17 protein-coding genes, 1 tRNA gene and 2 pseudogenes are annotated in these 21222 nt (G+C 64.0%); 9 read left to right on the top strand and 11 right to left on the bottom strand.

All coding sequences use genetic code 11. The features are described from left to right. Positions 1-127: 127 nt before the first annotated feature. Both ING15_RS11595 and rpiA read right to left on the bottom strand, forming a co-directional pair. Positions 128-682, bottom strand: coding sequence for a DUF2059 domain-containing protein (locus ING15_RS11595; RefSeq protein ID WP_206454983.1), 555 nt, complete (start codon positions 680-682; stop codon positions 128-130). A 122-nt stretch (positions 683-804) separates the two neighbouring features. After that, the gene (rpiA, locus tag ING15_RS11590; protein WP_206454982.1) at positions 805-1500 is read right to left on the bottom strand and encodes a ribose-5-phosphate isomerase RpiA; all 696 of its coding nucleotides are present in this window, start codon (positions 1498-1500) and stop codon (positions 805-807) included. 172 nt (positions 1501-1672) lie between these two features. On the opposite strand from rpiA, the gene ING15_RS11585 reads away from it, so the two are divergent. Then, a complete protein-coding gene (locus tag ING15_RS11585; RefSeq protein ID WP_232845712.1) occupies positions 1673-2359 on the top strand; it encodes an HAD-IA family hydrolase in 687 nt (228 codons plus the stop codon). Between the two features lie 92 nt (positions 2360-2451). Beyond that, positions 2452-2526 (top strand) — tRNA-Val (locus tag ING15_RS11580). 116 nt (positions 2527-2642) lie between these two features. Here ING15_RS11580 and ING15_RS11575 read toward each other — a convergent pair. Together ING15_RS11575 and ING15_RS11570 are read right to left on the bottom strand one after the other, a co-directional pair. Next, the gene (locus ING15_RS11575) at positions 2643-3680 is read right to left on the bottom strand and encodes a PdxA family dehydrogenase (protein ID WP_206454980.1); all 1038 of its coding nucleotides are present in this window, start codon (positions 3678-3680) and stop codon (positions 2643-2645) included. A 42-nt stretch (positions 3681-3722) separates the two neighbouring features. After that, the gene (locus ING15_RS11570) at positions 3723-4799 is read right to left on the bottom strand and encodes a tartrate dehydrogenase (RefSeq protein WP_206454979.1); all 1077 of its coding nucleotides are present in this window, start codon (positions 4797-4799) and stop codon (positions 3723-3725) included. A 321-nt stretch (positions 4800-5120) separates the two neighbouring features. On the opposite strand from ING15_RS11570, the gene ING15_RS11565 reads away from it, so the two are divergent. The 7 genes and pseudogenes from ING15_RS11565 to ING15_RS11535 all read left to right on the top strand — a co-directional run. Continuing rightward, positions 5121-6557 (top strand): MmgE/PrpD family protein, encoded by a 1437-nt coding sequence (locus ING15_RS11565; RefSeq protein ID WP_206454978.1) that lies wholly within the window; start codon positions 5121-5123, stop codon positions 6555-6557. 190 nt (positions 6558-6747) lie between these two features. Then, positions 6748-8334 (top strand): rhodanese-like domain-containing protein, encoded by a 1587-nt coding sequence (locus ING15_RS11560; protein WP_206454977.1) that lies wholly within the window; start codon positions 6748-6750, stop codon positions 8332-8334. A gap of 393 nt (positions 8335-8727) precedes the next feature. Beyond that, positions 8728-9174 (top strand): annotated as a pseudogene (locus ING15_RS11555) (SDR family oxidoreductase). Between the two features lie 65 nt (positions 9175-9239). After that, positions 9240-10607, top strand: a complete 1368-nt coding sequence (locus tag ING15_RS11550) for an MmgE/PrpD family protein (RefSeq protein ID WP_206454976.1) — start codon at positions 9240-9242, stop codon at positions 10605-10607. 18 nt (positions 10608-10625) lie between these two features. Then, on the top strand, positions 10626-11750 hold the full coding sequence (locus tag ING15_RS11545; protein WP_206454975.1) for an isocitrate/isopropylmalate dehydrogenase family protein: 1125 nt from the start codon (positions 10626-10628) through the stop codon (positions 11748-11750). Positions 11751-11850: 100 nt separating this feature from the next. Then, positions 11851-12582 (top strand): FCD domain-containing protein, encoded by a 732-nt coding sequence (locus ING15_RS11540; RefSeq protein WP_206454974.1) that lies wholly within the window; start codon positions 11851-11853, stop codon positions 12580-12582. Between the two features lie 239 nt (positions 12583-12821). Beyond that, positions 12822-12994 (top strand): annotated as a pseudogene (locus tag ING15_RS11535) (IS3 family transposase); the annotation flags it as partial. 121 nt (positions 12995-13115) lie between these two features. Here the strand turns inward: ING15_RS11535 and ING15_RS11530 are convergent. The 7 genes from ING15_RS11530 to ING15_RS11500 all read right to left on the bottom strand — a co-directional run bounded on the left by ING15_RS11530 (position 13116) and on the right by ING15_RS11500 (position 21063). Then, entirely contained in the window at positions 13116-13229 is a 114-nt protein-coding gene (locus ING15_RS11530; RefSeq protein ID WP_408628691.1) for a hypothetical protein, read from the bottom strand. 96 nt (positions 13230-13325) lie between these two features. Continuing rightward, positions 13326-14897, bottom strand: a complete 1572-nt coding sequence (gene zwf / locus ING15_RS11525) for a glucose-6-phosphate dehydrogenase (protein WP_206454973.1) — start codon at positions 14895-14897, stop codon at positions 13326-13328. An 87-nt stretch (positions 14898-14984) separates the two neighbouring features. Next, complete coding sequence (gene gnd, locus ING15_RS11520) at positions 14985-16016, bottom strand: phosphogluconate dehydrogenase (NAD(+)-dependent, decarboxylating) (protein WP_206454972.1); 1032 nt, start codon at positions 16014-16016, stop codon at positions 14985-14987. Positions 16017-16040: 24 nt separating this feature from the next. After that, complete coding sequence (locus ING15_RS11515; protein ID WP_206454971.1) at positions 16041-16421, bottom strand: glycosyltransferase; 381 nt, start codon at positions 16419-16421, stop codon at positions 16041-16043. A gap of 1 nt (position 16422) precedes the next feature. Continuing rightward, positions 16423-19056, bottom strand: coding sequence for an ABC transporter permease (locus tag ING15_RS11510; RefSeq protein ID WP_206454970.1), 2634 nt, complete (start codon positions 19054-19056; stop codon positions 16423-16425). A gap of 13 nt (positions 19057-19069) precedes the next feature. Further along, on the bottom strand, positions 19070-20464 hold the full coding sequence (locus ING15_RS11505) for an ABC transporter ATP-binding protein (protein WP_206454969.1): 1395 nt from the start codon (positions 20462-20464) through the stop codon (positions 19070-19072). Further along, positions 20461-21063, bottom strand: a complete 603-nt coding sequence (locus ING15_RS11500; protein ID WP_206454968.1) for a hypothetical protein — start codon at positions 21061-21063, stop codon at positions 20461-20463. Before ING15_RS11500 ends, ING15_RS11505 begins: the two co-directional genes overlap by 4 nt. Positions 21064-21222: the final 159 nt, after the last annotated feature.

The raw sequence follows: 21222 nt of genomic DNA, 5'->3' as shown, positions 1-21222 counted from the left end.
AAAGATGCGGCCGGCCACAGCCTCGTCGAGCTTTGGCGTTAGCAAAAAGGGCGGCCAAATGACCACCCTTTTCGCATCATCGGCCGGTTGCCGTTTTCGTGAAGCGCGCCGGAAAGACGTTGGCCTGTTACTGGGCCGGGGTAGCGGCATCCGCCCCCGCTGCGGCCGGTGCCGCACTCGCCGCCGGAGCTATCTGGCGGATACCTTCGATCGCACTCTCGCGCAGATCCCGCACGATGCCATTGCTCCAGACCTCGGCGGCGCCGAGCATTTCGCGCGTCGCCAAGGGCCCCTGCGCCAACAGCTTCTTGCCGGCTTCCGAGTTGTAGAACTGGCCGATCTGCTGCAGTTCCTCCTCGGTGAACAACTTGGCATAGACGCGCGCGACTTCGTTTTCGAGATCGCCGCGGCGCGGCGCGAGCGCTAGCGCCCTCTCGTCCACCATGTCGGATATCTCGGTTTGGCGGTCGGGACTGTTGCCGATCAGTTCGGACTTGATCTGCGTCGCGGCGTTGAGAAGGATATTGTCGAACTGATCCGTCGCGCCGATGGCCTCGATCGCCGTGTGAGCGGCCGCGAGGTGCGAGTCGGAGATTTCTTGCGCAAGCGCCGTTGCCGGCAGCATCAAGACCATGGCCGCGACCATCAGGCGGGTCCGACGCGTCAATTGGCTGAAGATCATGAAACCTATGTCTCCGTTCGATTTCTCTCGCACGCCGATCCGCACTATGGCATCCGGCGCTTGAGTATTGGATTTCAACTCGTTCTGGCAAGGGTCGGCTACCGGCCGCACGGCAAGACGACTCACGCGGTCACGGTCTCGATCCCGCGTTCGGATGCAAGGATCGCTTCGCTCGCCAGACCGATGAAGAGGCCGTGCTCGACGACACCCGGAACCTGGTGCAGCGCCTGCGAAAGCGCTTCTGGATCGGGAATGCGGCCAAAAGATGCGTCGAGAATCAGGTGCCCGCTATCGGTGATGAAGGGATCCTCGCCCCGTCGCCGGAGGATCATCTCTCCCTCGAGCCCAAGGCTGGCGGCGGCCTTCCGGATGGCGAGATAGGTTGCCATCATTCCGAAGCCGTTGATTTCGATCGGTAGCGGAAAGGCGCCGAGCGTTTCGACCTTCTTGGAAGCGTCGGCGATCACCAGCATCCGGTCGGAAGCGGCCGCGACGATCTTCTCGCGCAGCAGCGCACCGCCGCCGCCCTTGATGAGCCGCAGCCGGCCGTCGATTTCATCGGCGCCATCGATCGCCAGATCGAGCTGAGGCACGGTCTCCAGCGTTGCGGTCGGCACGCCGAGTTCGCGGCAAAGCGCTTCTGTGCGGTCCGATGTCGTCACGCCGATCACGTCAAGTCCGGCATGCACACGATCGGCAAGAACGCGGACGAAGGCCTCCGCCGTCGATCCCGTGCCGATACCCAGCCGCATGCCGTCCTCGACATGGCCAAGAGCCGCCTCGCCCGCCATGGTCTTCAGTTTCGCCGCGTCCGTCATCAGCCTTGGGTCCCTCCCTGGTTACGCCGCTGCTCTAGCCTCAATCGGCGCGGCTGTCGATCAACCGGGCGTGGCGCAGCCAGTTGACCGAGGGTGCGTGTCGGGCGAAGGAACTGCGGGCCCGGCGATGGCAACGTCAGAACCGGGAGGGCAAAGGGAGTCGTTCATTCTCATGGCGAAAGTCGCTGTCTTCGATCTCGATGGAACGCTGGTCGACACGGCGCCGGACCTCGCCGCGAGCCTCAACCATTGCCTTGCCGCGGCGCGGATGCCGGGTATGTCCCTCGATATGGTCCGCCCGCACGCCGGACACGGCGCCCGCATCATGCTGCACGAAGCCTATCGACGGGACGGCCGGCCCCTTCCCGAGGCTGAATTGCAAGAGCAGACGGCCCGGTTCCTGGCGCATTACGAGGCGAATATCGCCGTCGCCTCGGCGTCGTTTCCCGGTGCTGTCGCAGCGATGGACCGGCTGGTGGAGGCCGGCTTCAGGCTCGCCGTCTGCACCAACAAATACGAACGCTTTGCCCGCCTGCTTCTGTCCGAAATCGGCCTAGCCGATCGTTTCGCGGCAATTTGCGGGTCCGATACCTTTGCGCGGCGCAAGCCCGATCCCTCACATTTGACCGGGACCATCGAACGGGCCGGGGGACGGAGCGATGCGTCGATCATGATCGGCGACACGTCGACCGACATCGACGCCGCTGCTGCGGCCGGCATTCCGTCGATTCTCGTGGATTTCGGCTATGCGCCCGATGCAAAGGCCCGCGCCCGTGCCAGCTTCATTCTCGACGACTACGCGCATCTGGACGCAGCGCTCGCCGGGCGTCTGATCGGCGAGCCGACGCATCTATCCTGAATACTGGCATGGCCGCGATGCGGGATATTGACGAGCACGGCCCGGCGGCTCTATATCGCGGCACCTTCCCGGCGGCTGCGGTCGCGTCGGCGGGGCGCGTAGCTCAGCGGGAGAGCACCTCGTTCACACCGAGGGGGTCACAGGTTCAATCCCTGTCGCGCCCACCAATCCTTTCAATGACTTAGACGAGGGTGACTACCAGCCATCCTTGCTTGCCCCACCGTTTGGACCCTTTGCGCTGCCGATCGGCCCGTCAAGCTGGGCAGAGACTCAGCCCGCGCATTCAATGGGCGCCGGGCGCCACACCGGCCTTCTGGCGTCTCGCCAGCACCGCAGCGAGCGAGATCGCGCTCTCGAACGCGCCAACGTCGGCAATGCCCTGACCGACAATGTCATAGGCCGTGCCGTGCGCTGGCGTCGTGAAAATCGTGGCGAGGCCTGCCGTCACGGTCACCCCCTTGTTGAAGCCTTTCAACTTGGTCGCGATCTGCCCCTGGTCGTGATACATCGCCGTGACGCCGTCGAATTCACCGGCGAAGGCCTTTAGATAAACCGTGTCGGAGGGATACGGTCCCTTGCAGTCGATCCCCTCGGCCTGCATCGCCTTCACCGCCGGCGCGATGATCTCGATTTCCTCGCGTCCGAACAGGCCGCCCTCGCCCGCATGAGGGTTCAGCGCCGCGACCGCGATCCGGGGCTTCGCGATTCCGGCATGTCGCATCGTCGCGTCTGCCAGTCGCAACGCCCGGCAGATCGAGTCGAAACTGATCTGATCGATCGCCTCGCGAAGCGAGACGTGCGAGGTGACGCGGGTCATCCATTGCCCGTCCAGGACATTCATCTCGGAGAACGGACCGACATGCGCGAGAAGATGCGCGAACATCTTGTGCTCATCGGGAAATTTCCAGCCGCCCTTGTACATGGCCTGCTTGTTGAGCGGCGCGAAGCTGATCGCGTCGACCGCACCGGCTTTGGCGAAATCGACAGCGCGCGCCAGCGTCTGCCCCGTCAGGCGACCGGACTCGGGGTTCATTTCACCGACGGGGAGGGCGTCCGGATCGATGTTCTTCAGGTCCACGATCGGGATCGCGCCACCGTCGAACCGCGCCGCCGACGGCGAATCCACCTCGACGAGATCGAGTGTCACGCCGGCCTGACGTGCGCCGCGGTCGACCACCCGGCGATCACCAACGACGACCAGCCGCGCCACGCTCGCCATCCGCCTATCGCTCAGGATGCGCGCGATCTGCTCCGGCCCGATCCCGGTGCAATCGCCTGGCACCAGGGCAATCAGCGGGCGTTCGTCATCGCGGTTGGTCATCGCTTTCCTCTCTGCGAAAGTCACGGCGGCGCGACGCTCGGCCTATTCGTTGTCACCATCGATAGCGGCGATCACCGCGTCGGTGACCTTGCGCGTCGTCGCCTCGCCGCCAAGATCCGGCGTATGAAACGCACGGTCGGCCGTGACCCGTTCGACCGCCCGCATCAACCGAGTGGCCGCCTCAGGCTCACCGAGATGGTCGAGCATCAGCGTCGCCGTCCAGAAGGTCCCGATGGGATTGGCGACGCCTTTGCCGGTGATGTCGAAGGCCGAGCCGTGGATCGGCTCGAACATCGAGGGAAACCGCCGCTCGGGGTTGAGGTTGGCGGTCGGCGCGATACCCAGCGATCCAGCCAGGGCGGCTGCCAGATCCGACAGAATGTCGGCATGGAGGTTGGTGGCGACGATAGTGTCGAGCGTCTCCGGCCGCAGCGTCATGCGCATGGTCATGGCGTCCACGAGTTCCTTGCCCCAGTCGACGTCGGGATAGTCGGCAGCCACCTCGGCAGCGATCTCGTCCCACATCACCATGCCATGCCGCTGGGCATTGGACTTGGTGACGACGGTCAGCTTCTTGCGGGGGCGCGAGCGGGCGAGGTCGAAAGCAAAACGCATGATCCGCGTGACGCTCGCCCGGGTGAAGATCGCGACTTCCGTTGCGACTTCCTCCGGCAGGCCGCGGTGTGAGCGTCCCCCCTGCCCGGCATATTCACCCTCCGAGTTTTCCCGCACGATGACCCAATTGAGCCGATCGGGGCCGACGCCGCGCAATGGGCTTTCGATCCCCGGCAGAATGCGGGTCGGCCGCAAATTGGCATACTGGTCGAAGGACTGGCAGATTGCCAGGCGAAGCCCCCAGAGCGTCACATGGTCGGGTACGTCCGGCGCGCCAACGGCTCCGAAGTAGAGTGCATCGAAATCGGCGATCTGTTCGAGACCACCCGCCGGCATCATCACGCCGTTCCGGCGATAGTAGTCCGAGCCCCAATCGAAGCTCTCGAAGTCCAGCGCGAAGCTTCCGTCGCGCTTGGCGAGCACGTTCAGCACTTCGACCCCGGCCTTAATCACCTCCACCCCGATGCCATCCCCGGGGATCGCAGCGATCTTGTAATGCTTCATCGTTCCCCGCGCTCCTCGCTGCCGTCCGGCCTCCTCGCCGGGTACTTCGCCGATTTCGCCTTCGAGGGCGTTACCGCATCGGAATACTGTTAACAACAGGCTCGGTTATGAATCAAATCGCCGGCGGCGGCGTAGTCGCGCGTCCCCTCCAGATTCGCCTCTACACCGTCGATCCGCACCTGATAAGAGCTAATCGGGAGCGGCACCGGCTTCGAGGCAAAATTGTTGACAATAAGCAAATGTAATTGATAGCTGATGCAGACTCATCGGCCGGACATCCAGGCGGACACCACCCAGAGCATCCAAAACGAGGGCCCAGGCATGGAACAGCGCGCACCGACCCACTTCACACCGCAGAGCGACCAGTCCGTCGGCGAAGGGCTGACGGCCGAGGTTGCGGCCTTCGTTCTAGATACCAGCTTCGACGCCATTCCCACCAGTGTCGTGGAGTTGGGCAAGAAATCGATCCTCGACGGGTTCGGGCTAGCGTTGTCCGGCTCGGTCGCGATGTCGGGCAAATATGTGCAGCAGCATGTCTCGGACGTCGCCGGCGCTGGAAAAGCGACGGTCATGGGCACCGGCCTCAAGGTGCCGTCGCGCTTCGCGGCCTTCGCCAACGGCGTCGGCATCCATGCCGACGATTACGACGATACCCAGCTCGCCGTCGCGGAGGATCGCGTCTACGGCCTGCTGACCCATCCGACGGCGCCCTGCCTGCCGGCGGCCTTCGCAGAAACGGAACTGCGGTCCCTTACCGGCCGCGATCTCCTCGCCGCCTATCTCGTCGGCGTCGATGTCGAGTGCAAGATCGCCGAGGCGATCTCGCCGAGGCATTACCAGCACGGCTTCCACGCGACCGCCACCTGTGGGACATTCGCCGCGGCCTCGGCCGCCGGTAAGCTGAGAGGCTTCGACCAGGAGACCCTGCAGCGCGCGCTATCGATCGCCGGCAGCCAGAGCGCCGGGCTGCGCGAGAATTTCGGGACGATGACGAAGCCGTTCCATGCCGGCCGGTCGTCCGAATCCGGCGTCGTCGCCTGCGATCTTGCCGGCATGGGCTGGAGCGCGACCGACAAGATCCTCGAGGCGCCGCGCGGTTTCTTCCAGGCCCATGGCGGCGGCTACGACCTCAACGCCATTCGCGGCAAGCTCGGCTCGCCCTGGAGCTTCGCCGATCCGGGTATCTCCATCAAACCGCATCCATCGGGCTCCCTCACCCATCCAGGCATGACCGAGATGCTGTCGCTGATCGCCAAGCACGGTATCAAGGCCGAGGATGTGGAACGCATCGACGTCGGCACCAACCACAACATGCTGAACGCCCTGATCCATCATCGCCCGCAGAACGAACTCCAGGCGAAGTTCTCGATGGAGTTCTGCATGGCGATCCTCCTGCTGGACGGCCGCGCTAACCTTCCCGAATTCACCGACGAGACGGTGTTGCGCGATGACGTGCGGGCGATGATCGAGCGCGTCAACTTTCACAATCACCCAGATGCGGAAGCCGCCGGCTACGCCAAGATGACGACGATCCTCGACATCCAGATGAAGGACGGAAGCAGGATTTCCGGCCGCGCCGATTTCGGCAAGGGCTCGCCGGCCAATCCGATGAGCTACGAGGAGGTGGCGGACAAGTTCCGCGGTTGCACCGAATTCGCCCGCTGGCCGAAAGACAAGAGCGAAGCGATCATCGACATGGTCGCAACGCTGGAAACGGCGACTGACATGGGCAAGCTGGCGGCCGCGCTCGCGGCCTGACGAAAGGCGGATCGACATCAGCTGAAGGCCGGGCGAGCGAATGCGGGCCGGCCGGTCTTTTCGCGAACGCGATCGCAGATCCGACCCTTGGCGGCGATTTCCGACTGCCATCGCGGCCATACCGTCCGGACCTGATCGAGCCTGCGTTTCGGACATTCTTCCAGGGCAACGAGCCGGAGCCATACGTAGGATGATCCGCACGATCACCGCGCAAGCCGCGAAGACTCTGGTCCATTCCGGCGACGAAATCGCGTTTCTCGACATCCGGGAGGCCGGCCAGTTCTGCGAGGGGCACCCGCTTTTCGCCGCCCCTTGCACTTATAGCCGCCTCGAGCGGGAGGCGGCTCGGCTGGTGCCGCGGCGCGATGTGCCCGTGCTATTGATCGATGCCGGCGATGGCGTTGCCGTAGTGGCGGCGCACCATCTCTCGGCCCTTGGCTATACCGATCTGAACCTCGTCGCCGGCGGTGCGCCCGGCTGGCTCCAGGCCGGTTTCACGCTGTTCAAAGGCGTCAACGTGCCGTCCAAGACGCTCGGCGAACTTGCCGAGCATGAGTGGCGGCCGGACGTTGTTGCGCCGCAGACCTTGGTTGCATGGCATGGCGCCGGCAACGTCGCGCTGTTCGACGCAAGGCCGCCGGCCGAGTTTCGCAAGATGCACGTCCCCGGAGCCGTCTGCCTTCCGAATGGAGAATTGGCCCATCGTGTCGCCGCCCTGGAATTGCCGGAAGACAAGCCGGTCGTCATCAGCTGCGCCGGGCGGACTCGCGGCATCGTCGGCGCGATCGGACTGCGATTGACGGGTCACGTGGGACCGGTCTACGCGCTCGAAAATGGTACGCAAGGCTGGGCGCTGGCCGGCCATGACCTAGTACGTGGCGTGACGGCGACCGCCTTTCCTTCCCTCGACGAGGCATCGCGGGCCGCGGGTCGCGAGCGAGCGGAAAGCTTTCTCGAACGATGGCGTATTCCCGTCGTGTCGTCTGCTGACGTGCAAAGCCTTCTGGCCGATCCGGCGCGGACGACTTTCGCCTTCGACGTCCGATCCGAAGCGGAAGCGCTCGCCGACCCCCTCGCCTTCGCACCGCATGCGCCGAGCGGCCAACTGGTTCAGGCGACCGACCAATATGTCGGCGTCCGGCATGCCAGGCTGGTTCTCTGTGATGATCTCGGCATCCGCGCCGGCCTTGCGGCATTCTGGCTGCGTCAGCTCGGCTTCGAACCGGTAATTGCCTTGATCGACGATGCGTTGCGGGCATTAGAGCAGGATGGCGCACCGAAACCATCGACGGCCGTTTCGCCGAAATTCGTCGAAGCCCGCGCGGCGCTCGATGCAACGGGTTCAGGTCGGGCGCTGTTGATCGATCTCCGGTCGTCGCTGGCTTACCGTGAGAGCCACGCGGAAGGCGCCGTCTGGGCGACCCGGTCAAACTTGTCGGGAACAGTCGCACGGGACCGAAGACAGATACTATTAATCGTCGACGACGACGCGGTTCTCATCGGAGCGGCGCGCGACCTCGACGCCCTCGCTCGCTCGGACTTCGCGGTGGTCGCCGGCGGGCATGCCGCGCTGCTGGACGCCGGTGCGAAGAAGGCGGCGTCCCCCTCGATCCCGAGCGACGCGGAAGCGATCGACTTTGCTCGCTTCGTCCACGATCGCCACGACGGCAATCTCGACGCCTCCCGCCGATACCTGGCCTGGGAGATGGGGCTCGTAGGGCAGCTTGACGAGGCGGAGCGGAACGAATTTCAACTGTCGCCAGCCCGTCCCCCATAGCTGAAGCCCGCAGCGGCATGGATCTTTCCCAGGACGATGGCGGGAGAGCCGCAGCGGACAGTCCACTCTGCTCGCCCTGACTCTGCAATGGTTATGAGCCGATTTCGGGGATGACGCCCGGTGTTAGCAATAAGCATCCCGGCTTTCCACCCAATCTACCGCCCAAGCCGACTGATTGGGAGGTCAACTCGTTGAGCGTGCGAAGAGACGAGGAAATCCGCATGGAGTCCGTGGCTTAAGAGGTCCTGTCTTCTGTTGACAATTTTAAGATGCGCCTGTCTATAGATCGTCGACCTCCCCGCGACCGCGCCGGGACGGGTCGACTTTTGCAGATCGCAAGACAGACGGCGAGACACGTGATGAGCATCCAACGGATCGAGACGAACTTTCCCGGTGCCCCACAGCCAAGGATGCGGCCTTGCGGCTTTCGCCGGACGATTTATCGGGACCGACCTGTTTGTCGAGACCGACTTGGCTGACCCCAACGTGAACGATCGCCCCGACGATAGCGGGCGTCCCTTCATCCACAAGGCCGGGCTGCTCGGGCTGACAAACACGCTGGCCACCGAATTCGCCGAGGCCGGTATTCGCGTCAATTGCGTCGCCCCCGGCCGCACGTTGGCGCCCCTATGAACGACACGCGCCGACAAGATGACGGCAGAGCGCGGCACGGACCGCTCGACAATTCTGGCCGAGTTTTCCCACGAGATCCCGCTCGGACGCTTCGCCGATCCGGGCGAGGTTGCGATCATGATCGCCTGGCTTGCCAGCCCCCTCGCCTCCTACGTCACGGGACAAGCCGTCAATGTCGACGACGGCATCGCCCGAGGGTTGCCCTAAGCCCGCTCACCTCGCCGGACGTCCAAACCGCGGCCGGCCGCAAGTATCTTACGGAGACCTAAGCAATGACCGCACCACATGTCACCAGCACTCTCGCCGAATGGATCGTGGGCGTTCAGGACCGCGCCATTCCGGAGGACGTTCGCCGAGAAGGCGTGCGCACCTTCGTCAATTGGGTCGGCTGCGCCGTCGGTGGCGCCAGCCACGAAACCGTCGACGCGGCGCTCAGGGCGGTCGACGCGTTCTCGGGTCCGCGGACCTCGGGCGTCCTCGGCCGCAAGGAGCGTCTTGACGTCCTTCATGCCGCGCTGGTGAACGGCATTTCCTCGCACGTCCTCGATTACGACGACACCCACCTGAAAACCATCATCCATCCCGCCGGGCCGGTGGCCTCCGCCCTGCTGGCACTTGCCGAGGCACGGCCCATGAGCGGCCGCGACCTGATCACCTCGATGTTGGTCGGGATCGAGGTCGAGTGCCGGATCGGCAACTGCGTGTACCCCCAGCATTACGACCGCGGCTGGCACATCACCGGAACCACCGGCGTCTTCGGCGCCGCCGCGGCGGTTGGCCACGCAATCGGTCTCGACAAGATGCAGATGCAGTGGGCCCTGGGTCTCGCGGCGACGCAATCCGCCGGCCTTCGCGAAATGTTCGGAACGATGACCAAGAGCTTCCACCCTGGCCGGGCCGCGCAGAATGGCGCCATGTCGGCCTTCCTGGCGGAAGCCGGATTCGACAGCTCGTTGCAGGGCATCGAGGCACCACGGGGCTTCGCCAACGTCCTCTCCGACAAGCAGGACTATAGCGAGATTCTCGACGGCCTCGGCACAAGCTGGGAAGCCGCGCTCAACAGCTACAAGCCCTTCGCCTGCGGTATCGTCATCCATCCGACCATCGACGGCTGCCAGCAGATCCGAAACGAGATCGGCGACAAGGTCGGTGACATCCAGTCCGTGAAACTGACGACGCATCCGTTGGTGCTGGAACTGACTGGAAAGACCAGCCCGAAGACCGGGCTCGAGGGCAAATTCAGCGTCTATCACGCCGCGGCCAGCGCTCTCATCGAGGGCGACGGATCACCCACCGCCTTCACCGACGAGATGGTGAACCGGGCCGACATCATTGCCCTTCGCGATAAGGTGAAGGCCGCTTCGGATCCGAGCATCCACGAGGCCTCCGTCACCATCGACGTGACCTTCACCGACGGGTCGACCCTGCGCAAGCACATCGAACGCGCCATCGGCAGCCGCGAGCGGCCACTGACGGACGAGCAGCTCGACGCCAAGTTCACGCGCCAGTCGGAACTCGTCGTTGGAGAGGGACAGACCCGCGCGATCCTTGACGCCGCCTGGCGGATCGAAACTCTGGCCGATGCCGGCGATGTCGCGCGCCAAGCGGTTGTCGAGCCGGTCTGCTCGGCGGCAGAGTAGTCGGGAGGCACGACGCGGATGAGCCAGACCCTTAAGATCGGCATCCTCGAAGGCGACGACATTGGCCACGAAGTCGTACCCGCCTCCGTCGAGGTTGCCCGTGCGGCGGCGGATCGCGCCGGTCTCTCCATAGACTGGACTGAGGTCCCAATCGGCCGGCGTGCGCTCGACACGCACGGTCACACCATGCCCGACGGAACCCTGGACACCCTCGGTCGTCTCGACGGATGGATTCTCGGTCCAATCGGCCATCGCGAATATCCCAAGGTGTCCGAAGCCATCAACCCGCATCCGATCCTGCGCAAACACTTCGATCTCTTCGCCAACGTCCGCCCGACCCGCTCCTTTGCCGACATCGGGTGCCTTCGCGACGACATCGACCTCGTCATCGTGCGCGAGAACAATGAAGGGTTTCAGCCGGACCGCAACGTCGTCATGGGGTCGGGCGAGTTCCGCCCCACCGAGGATGTCACGATTTCCGTGCGGGTGATCAGCAAGGAGGGAAGCCGCAAGGTGGCGCGAGCTGCGCTGGAAATCGCCCGCTCCCGCAAGAAACGACTGACGCTGGTGCATAAGAACACGGTCTTCAAGCTGGGCTGCGGCATGTTCGTCGACAGCTGCTACGAGGTCGCCAAGGAATTTCCTGACATCGCGGTCGACGAGGTCATTGTCGACACCATGGCGATGCGCCTCGTCCGCGATCCGCAAAGCTTCGACGTCGTCGTCACGACCAACATGTTCGGCGATATTTTGACCGACGAAGCGGCCGGTCTCGTCGGCGGCCTCGGCATGGCCCCGGGCCTTTGCATCGGCCGTGGCTCGATCGCGATGGCTCAGGCGACACATGGCTCGGCTCCCGACATCGCCGGGAAGGGAATCGCCAATCCCTTCGCCATGGTCGAATCGACACGCATGCTGTTCGACTGGCTCGGCCGGCGGCGCGACATTCCCGCTGCCGTCGAGGCGGCTGCGTTGATGAAGCGGGGCATCGACCACGCACTCTCGACCCCGGCGACCCGCACACAGGATATCCGGGGAACCGGAACGCAGCGCGACATGGTCGGGGCCATTCTGGCCGCCATCCGGCAGAAATCGGCGGGAGGCAGATCCAGTCTTGGTTCCCTAGGCGCTGACATATCTTGATCGAATTGTCGGCAATCGACCGGTAAGGACCGATTTTTTGAAATCGCGAGCACTTCGCGTAGAAGATCGCGAAATTAAAGCGGTCGAGGAAGTTGAAGCAATGTCGACAATTGAAGGTCCCGGCGAGAGCAGCGAACTCGTGACCCTGAAGACGTCGTCCCTGACCAGCGTTGTCGAGAAGGAGATCGAACGCCTGATCCTCGGCGGCAAGTTGCAGCCAGGCGAACGGCTGAACGAGTTCCAGCTCGCCAACCGCTTCGGCATGAGTCGCGGACCACTGCGAGAGGCGATGCGAAGCCTCAACGCAAGGGGGCTCGTCGATGTCGTCCGCAACCGTGGTGTCTTCGTGCGGCAGATTCCGGTCGAGGAGGCCTTGGAAATTTACGACCTGCGGTCCGCGATCTTCGGGCTGGCGGGACGCCTGCTCGCCGACCGGCTGACAGACGAAATGCTGCTGAAGTTGAAGGCGTTCCTGAAGACGATGGACGGGCACGCCGCCAATGGCGACTTCGACGCCTATTACCCTGTCAACCTCGCGTTCCACGCGTTCCTCGTCACGTCAACAGGCAACAAAACGCTGGTCAGCGAGTATCAGAGCTTTGTCGATCGTCTGCATCTCTGCCGCACCCGCACTCTTGTGCAGGCGAAGGGGCTTTCGGTCTCGAATTACGAGCATCGCGAGATGGTCGATGCGCTGGCTTCGGGAAACATCAACCGGGCACATGAAGCCTTCTTCCGGCACGTTCAGCGTGCCAAGCTTCGTTTTCTGTCGACGATCGAGGAACCCGCGAACGAGAATGGCGCCCTTGCGGTCGTGGCCACCGACCAGTGACCATGACAGCCGCGTAGCGTCACGGCCGGCCTGTCACAGCCGCACCCGTCGATCGACAACCGCTGAACCACTGTCTCACTCCGACGCCCCGTCCCGCTCGCGCCAGGGCAACGATCTGCTCCTTGAATTCAGACGGGTATGGGTTCCTCGTTCTCGGCATAGCGACACTCTCCTCTCACAAATCGGATTGTGTCCATCAAACCGGGGGAACTCCAAACAGCCATTTCAGAAATGGATGGCCGGCCGACCGCGAGGGACAGATCGAGGCCTTCGTCGAGCACTAGAACCACCAGCGCTATCACGATTGCCTGGGCAACGTCACACCAGCAGAGCCACGACCATCATCAAACAGCGCGAAAGGATCAAGCGGAAGGTCATCGAACATCGGCGCTTGCAGCACCGCCGGATCGCCACTCAAGAAGCCATACCCAGACAAGGCCGTGGCTTCTCAATTCGACGCCAAAAATCTGCGCCAAATGTTCGGACGACGGACAGTCCGAACGTTCCAAACGGACCTGCGAGTTCCAGCCGTTTCACGAGTGAAGACATACCGGTCTAACGCTGATCTGCGAGATTCCGATGCCGGCGGACCGAAGTCGGCGTACGGCGTCGGCGACAGATGCGCTCAACGATTTATCGTCGCCCACCAGCGTCCCATCAATGTCCGAGACAGAAATCGAATGTCTTTCCCCGTCATTGTTCCACGCCGATCGCTGTGGTTTTCCCCGCCATGCTGATCCCTCTCAAAGTGGCCGCCAAGCGTGCCCGTCGCGCGCCAGCAGATCGTCCGCGGCCGCCGGGCCCGTCCCTCCGGCGGCATAGTTCGGGAAGTCCCCCGGCGGCGTTGCAGCCCAGGCATCGAGGATGGGCTGCACTGCCTGCCAGTCGGCTTCGATGTTGTCGGCCCGCTGGAACAACGAGGCATCGCCCGACATGCAGTCATAGATCAGCGTCTCGTAACCGGTGTTGGGGGCCATCTTGAAAAAGGTCTCATAGGCGAAATCCATCGTGACGTTTTCAAGCCGGACCCGGGGTCCGGGATGCTTTGCGGCGAATTCCAATGCCACTCCCTCGTCCGGCTGGATACGCAGGACCATCCAGTTCGGGTTCATCCGCTCGACATCCGTGCTGCGGAACAGTGCATAGGGCGCCTGGTGGAAGCGGATGGCGATCTCGGTCGTGCGGCGGGCCAGATACTTGCCGGTGCGCAGGTAGAACGGAACGCCGGACCACCGCCAGTTGTCGATGGCCAGCTTGATCGCGACGTAGGTCTCGGCCGCTGAGTCCGGTGCCACGTCCCGCTCGGTGCGATAGGCGTTCGCGGCCTCTCCCAGAACGACGCCGGCGCCGTATTGACCGCGCACCGCGTCGCGGAGCGCGGTGTCCCGATCCAGCGACCGAATGGCTTCGATCACTTCCGCCTTCTTGGATCTGACGGCGTCGGCGGCGAAAGACAGCGGCGGCTCCATCGCCGTCATTGCGAGCAGTTGGAAGACATGGTTCGGGACCATGTCGCGCAGCGCGCCGGTCCTTTCGTAGAATTTTCCCCGACCTTCGACGCCGACCGTTTCGGCCGCTGTAATCTGGACGTGATCGATGTGCTGGCGATTCCACAAGGGCTCGAAGAGGCCGTTGGCGAAGCGCAGCGCCATGATGTTCTGGACCGTTTCCTTGCCGAGAAAATGGTCCATGCGGTAGATCTGACTCTCGTCGAGTGTCTTGAGAATCCGGGTGTTAAGGGCTTTGGCCGATGCCAAGTCGTGGCCGAAAGGCTTTTCGATCACCACGCGACGCCACTGGCCGTCCGCCTCTTGCACCAGGTTCGCTGCACCGAGCCCATCCACAGCCGTGCCAAAGAAGCGGTCAGCAACCGCAAGGTAGAACAGGTGGTTGCCGGCCGTTCCAGCCGTCTTGTCGAGATCGTCCAAATGCGCGCCCAGACGCTGAAACGTGCCAGGATCGTTCAGATCGCCTTGAAGATAGGACATCCGCCCGGTGAGCCACTTCCAGGAGCCCGGATCGATCTTGTCAGGCTGGAACTCGCCTCCGCCGCCCTTGACGAAGCCGTCCATCGCGGCGGTCAGACCGCTGCGCCAGTCGTCGACGGACTTTTCGGCTAGATCGACGCCCACCAGGCGGAACCCTTCGGGAAGGCATTTTGCGACGACCAGATTGTAGAGCGCCGGCACCACCAGCCGTCTGGTCAGATCGCCAGCGGCGCCGAAGATCACCATGGCGCAGGGGGGCGCTTCGGGCGTGGCGGTCAGGCTGTCCTCGCGCTCGACGCTCCTTATCGGCGTCAGTCGCTCCCGCATCGCTGCCTCCATGATGTTCTGAATACGCTGTCCGGAGATCGGGCGACACTTTTGTCGGTGGATGCGGGCATTTTGTCGTTCCTCCGTTTATGGCCCGACGTCTACGGATTTCGCGGCTTTCTCGACGTGTCCGCCAAAGCCGTGCCGCATCGCCGAAAGCACTTTATCGGCAAAATCCGCCTCGCCGCGCGAGCTGAATCGCTCATAAAGCGCCGCGGACAGTACGTGCGCCGGTACGCCGAGGTCGACGGCGGCCTTGACCGTCCAACGCCCTTCGCCCGAATCCGAAACGCGCCCCTCGAATTCTGCGAGGATGGGATCCTCGGCAAGGGCAGCGGCGGAGAGATCGAGCAGCCACGACGCGATCACGCTGCCGCGCCGCCAGACCTCGGTCACGTTGGGAAGGTCGATATCATACCGATAGTGCTCGGGATCGCGAAGCGGCGTGGTTTCGGCATCCACCGTGCCGGCGTTCTTGCCGATATTGGCGGCCTTGAGGATCGCCAAGCCCTCGGCGTAGGCGGCCATCACGCCGTATTCGATGCCGTTGTGGACCATCTTGACGAAATGACCGGCACCGCTCGGCCCGCAATGCAGATATCCGTTCTCGGACGTTCCTTCCGACGTGCGGCCGGGGGTCTCGGGTATGTCGCACCGGCCGGGCGCGAGCGTCGCGAAGATCGGGTCCATCTGTGCCACGGACTCCTGGTCACCGCCGATCATCATGCAGTAACCCCGCTCCAGGCCCCAGACGCCACCGCTGGTACCAACGTCGAGATAGCGGATGCCGGCGTCAGCGAGTTCCTTGGCCCGCCGAATATCGTCGATGTAGTAGGAGTTGCCGCCGTCGACCAGGATGTCGTCGTGCTCCAGATGAGGCAGTAGTTCTTCGATGGTTGCGTCGACCACGCCGGCGGGAACCATCAACCAGATTGCACGGGGCCTGGTCAGCGCCTTGACGAATTCCTCGAGAGAACCACTGCCGATGGCATTTTCGACGACCATCGCCGCAACCGCCTTTTCGGACAGGTCATAGACCACGCATTCGTGGTTCGCCCGCAAAAGTCGGAGGATCATGTTGGACCCCATCCGGCCGAGTCCGATCATTCCCAACTGCATCTGCCGACCTCCTTAGAATAACTGTCAAAATCCGCGACACGCCGCCGCTTGATCGACACGCGTCGTTCTCGCGTTCTCAAAAATGTCGACGAGGCCATCGGTGAAAAGTTCCACCAAGGTAGCTGCCGTCGCGTCGGTTGAGCCGTCGGCGACGACGAGTATCTCATGGGCGCGAGCGGCGAGAGCTGCCTCGATTTCGCGCAGCAATACGGCCAGATTTGCCGCCTCGTTGCGTGCTGGAACGACAACGCTCACAAGAGCGAAGGCCCTGCCGGTTCCGACCTTCCGAGCCACGGTCGACGGAGACTGGTTGGTCGCTGTGGATGTGAAGGCGTCAGGGTTTGAAACGTCCTGGGCGGCATGCCGGGGATGCGGGAAGTCCGGGGTTGGTCGGAATCCATCCATGCTAGGCTTCCACCTGTCGCGCGAGCCGCAGCCTGGCGATCTGAACGGCCGCGACCGTCGCCACGACGCCGACCAAGGCGAAGCCGATCAGCTGGATCAGCGGATAGGAGAGCGCATCCGGTGGCGGATCGAAGATGCCGGACAGAAGCTTCACCAGCATGTCGGCGGCCACGACGCCAATCAGCGAGCCGATGACCGCGCCCGGCACCAGGATCAGCAACGCCTCGCTCCACAGGAAGCCGCCGATTTCGGCGCCAGAAGCCCCGAGCGCGGCGAGAATTTCGGCAGTGCGTTTGCGCTCGGCAAAGCCGAGGAACAGCATCAGGCCGGTCGCGGCGGCCAGCAGGACGACCGCGAAGGCGATTTCGACCGTGGTGAGCCGTCCGAGATCGACGGCGGTCAGGCTCGAGGCAATGACGTGGAAGGCGGATTCCAGATCGGTGACCGTATAGCCTGATGTCGAGCCCAGGTCTTGGCGGATCGCCGCAGCCAAGGCTTTCGGGTCGCCGAGCGAACGAACAAGCAAGAGCTCATGCGCCGGCGAGCCGGTCTCAGTCGAGAGGTAACTCGCATTGGCGACGAGGAAGGAATCCTTCGGGGCGGTCGGAAATTCCAGGGCGACACCCACGAACTTGAAGGGGACCGCCTTGTATTGGTGCGTCGTGGCATCCTGCAGCCGCAACTTGATCGGGTCGCCGAGCGCCAGCTGGAAGTCGTTGACGGTCTCCTGGGAGACAAGAACCCCGTCGGGCGTCGTTTCCAGCGCTTTCAGCGTTGCCGCCGCGTCCTGGTTGGCGAAATAGGCATTCTCGACTGCCGTCGCCTCGCCGATCCGCGTTGGATCGATGCCGTAGATATCCTGGAGATCGTTGCCGACATAGGCAAAGCGATGCTGCATCGGGATGGCGGCCGCGACATCCCGCATCGCCTGGATCTTCTGGACAATCGGCCCGACGGGCGTCGCGGTGGAGCCGGTGACGGTCACATCGGCGCCGTTGGTCAGCATCGCGTCGACGCGCGTCTGGCCATTGTAGGTCAGGTTGAAGATGGACGCGGCGACAGCGAAGGAGAAGGCTAGCGACACCAGCGCGATGCCGCCGGCAGTCCGCCGATGCTGCCGTGACAGGCCGGCTGCGACGCTCGGAGCGGTGGCCTTGGCCAGGCCAATCCGAGTCGCCATCCCCTCCATGGTCCCGGCGGAACGGCCGATCCACCAGGACGCCAGCCGGATCGTCAGCAGCACACTCCCGACCCAGAACAGCAGCGGCGACAGGAACGCGGTGTAGTCGACGGCGGTCGCGGTCACGCCCTCCGGCGCCAGCACGACCTGATAGTTGGAACTGGCCGACTGCAGGAAAATCACCGCGGCTCCGGCCAGGAAGATGAGATCGAGCCAGAGCCGCTGCCACAGCGGATCACGGCCACGGCTCATGGATGTTCGTCCGCGCAGCACGGTTTCGCCGCGCAACCGCCGAAGCGCCGGCAGGACGCCGCAGAGAAGCGCGACGGCGAAACCGCCAATGCCTGACAGGGCGATCCACACAAGCGCCGAGGACGACAGCGAGGCAGTCCCGAATTGCAGGGCCGACAGGATCAACGCCGCCAGTGAGCCAACGATAGCGGCCCCAGCCGCTCCGATGGCTTCCTCAGAGGCGATCAAACGCAGTATCGTCGAGCGATCGAAGCCGCGTATCCGCAGCAGCGCTTCGTTCCGGCTCTTGCGATCGCGGTCGGCCAGGAGCAGCGAAACGGTCAGCAGGATGGCGAGCACAGCCGCCGGCAGACCGAGAAACAGGAAGATGACCCGGGCGTAGATCGCATCGCCGCGGACCGCGTCCAGACGAGCGCCGAGATTGTCGCCGACGAGCGCCTGACCGGCAACCGACGCCTCAAAATTACGGACCTGTCGCGCTTCCTCGATAAAGGCCGTGTCGGGATAGCTCGCCAGCGTGACCCGGTTGAAGGCGGCGTGAAACTGGATCATCGACCGTGGCGGATCGGGCGCGAAAAGTGCCGACCATTGCGACGCCGGCAGGATAACGACATTGTCCGGGGGCGCCGTCGGCCCGGCGCCGGCCGGCGCTCCCATCGATTGGAACAGGGCATCGGCATTGGGAAGTTCGACGATACCGGCGACGGTGATCGCGCTCGGAGCGCCGTTCCGCCGTTGGATCTGGATGGTGTCGCCGATACCGGCATGAAGGTTCGCCGCGGTCTGCTGCGCCAGCAGCGGACCGTCCAGGCCCCCGAGGAGAAGCCGCATCTGTTCGGGGAAAGCAGCATGGTAACCGGCATCGATGCCGAGAATTTTCGCGGCACCCGTCGTCTGGACGGTCCCGCCGGTGGTCGCCTGGAGCGCCGGCACGTCCGCATAGCCGACCTGGGTGACGGCGCGAACCGTGGGCAGCGCCTCGAGCGCGGTCTTGACCGATCCCGCGTCGGCGCCGGGTTTGGGCTGGACCTGCCAGTCGACCACGACTTGAGCGACGGCGCGCTCGGTCATCGTCGACGCGCTGATCACCGAGAACACGCCGATCAGCGCGATCAGCGCGGTGGCGAGCGCGACACCGGAATAGGCCAGCGCGATCTGGACGGCGCGACGCTTGAAAATGCCTTTGATCCAAAGACCGAACATGATGGAGATCCTTTCAGGCGACCTCGGCCAGCCGACCGTGGTCCATGCGCAATTGCGTTGCCATGGTCCTCGCCAGCCGCTCGTCATGGGTGGTGAGCAGGAGAGCGGTCTCATTCTCACCGAGGGCATCGAGGACCGCCTCCATCACCGCTCGTCCGGTCGGCTGGTCGAGCTGCCCGGTCGGCTCGTCGGCCAGGATGATCTCGGGATTGGTGACGAGGGCTCTGGCGAAGGCGACACGCTGCATCTGGCCGCCGGAGATTTCGTCCGGCAACTTGTCCGACAGGTCCGCAAGCGACAGAAGCGCCAGGGCGTCGTCGGCGCTCATATGAGCCCGACCTTGGGACGAACGGGCCGCCAGTTGCAGCGGCAATGCCACGTTTTCCCGAACGGTCAGCGAGGGAATCAGGCTGGGTTCCTGGAACACGACCCCGATCCGGCCTGGGCGGAGCCCGGTGGCGGTCCCGGCACCAAACCATGCCAACAGCCCTGATGACGGCCGCACGATTCCGGCCAGCATCTTCAAAAGGGTCGACTTGCCGCTTCCCGATGGTCCGGTCACGGCGATGCGGTCGCCTTGGCGCATCACGATGTCGGCATTTTCCACGGCGTGAACTGTGAGATCGCCCAGATCGTAATTCCGTCCGAGGCCCCGCGCTTCGATCAGCGTCTCGCGATCGTTGCGAAGCATGGGACGCGTCGCGTCTTCAAACAGATGCTCGGCCTCGTCGAGCGTTTCGACAAGCGGTCTTTCGACGAGACGACCGTCCCGCAGATGAAGGGTTCGCGTGGCGATCGCCGCAACGGCGCGGCTGTGGGTCGCGATCAAAGCGCCCTTCCCCCGCCGGCTTCTATCGGCCAGAATGGCGAGGATCATCCGCTCGGTCGCCTCGTCGACTTCCGCGGTCGGCTCATCCGCAACGATCAGCGGCGCCTCGAGAGCCAGCGCGACCGCCAGGCCCGCCCGCGCAATTTCGCCGCCCGACAGCGTGGCTGGATAGGCGTTGGCGCGCTCGCTCAAGGCGACGGATTGGAGCATCTGCTCGATATCGACGGGATCGCCGCCGCTTCGGCGGCACAACGCGAAGGCGATGTTTTCGGCCACGGTCAGATGCGGGAACAGATTGTCGCGTTGTGCCAGAATGCCAAGCGTGGACACCCGGATTGCTGCCTTCTCGGTCTCCGGCCGGCGGGTCATCCGCCGACCGCCGATGTCCACCGTTCCGCCGTCGGGTTCGTCGAGGCCGCACAGACACGAAAGCAGTGTCGACTTGCCGCTTCCGGACGGACCGGTCAGGGCGATGATCTCGCCGGCGCTCACATTGAGGCTCACGCCTTTGAGCGCCCGGATCTCCGCATCGCCAACGTGATAGAAGCGGAACAGGTCTTGGGCATCAAGCAGTATCACGACGACCACCGGAAGGATTCGGCCATCATCTTCCACTGGTCGACATTGTCGGCGCCGGCCGGCGCCGACAATGTCAGGACTGCTTTCTTGCCATTCCTGAAATAGTAGATCCGGCGGTTTTCCAGGCGGATCTTGCGGTCGGTGACAGGGTTCACCGCGGAATTCGACAGATAATCGACCGCGACTGCCTCCCCGGCCGGCAACGGCATCGTGCGAATATCCTTGACGTCGACGGCGTGACCGCTAGCGACAAGGCCGACGACCTCCTTCTGCTTGATGCTCGCGGCAGTTGGCGCTTGTTCCGCCGGGGTCACGTCGATGACGATGCGACCGTATTTATCGGCGAAGCTGACGCCATTCGCCGCGTCGCTGCGCGACCAGCCCTCCGGAACTTGCATCGAGAATCCGCCCGGGGACTTGTAGGTGATGAAGACCTGATCGTCGGGGATGTCGCCGGGAGGATTGATTTCCGGCGCGACCGCGGTTTCACGCTGGGTGACGGGACTGGACTGGGCGAAGACATTCGCCGGAGCGGTGACGGCGGTCGTGGCAACGATCGCCCACAGCGTGGTTCCTACAAGCCCGGAATTGCAGGTCATCGGATGGTCTCCTACTGTTTTTGAAGGTGCAGGCGCGTTGCCAGCACGTCGATGCCGAGCGCGGCGTAAAGCGCCTCGGCGAGGCGGCGGGTGAAGCTGGCGAAGTCGGTGAAAGGCTGGAGTTGAAAAGCCGCGGCGGCCGTCCCTCCGACGATGAGT

Source organism: Aurantimonas marina, assembly GCF_017183135.1.
Classification (GTDB): domain Bacteria; phylum Pseudomonadota; class Alphaproteobacteria; order Rhizobiales; family Rhizobiaceae; genus Aurantimonas; species Aurantimonas marina.
This window is presented reverse-complemented; position numbering and strand designations above follow the sequence as displayed.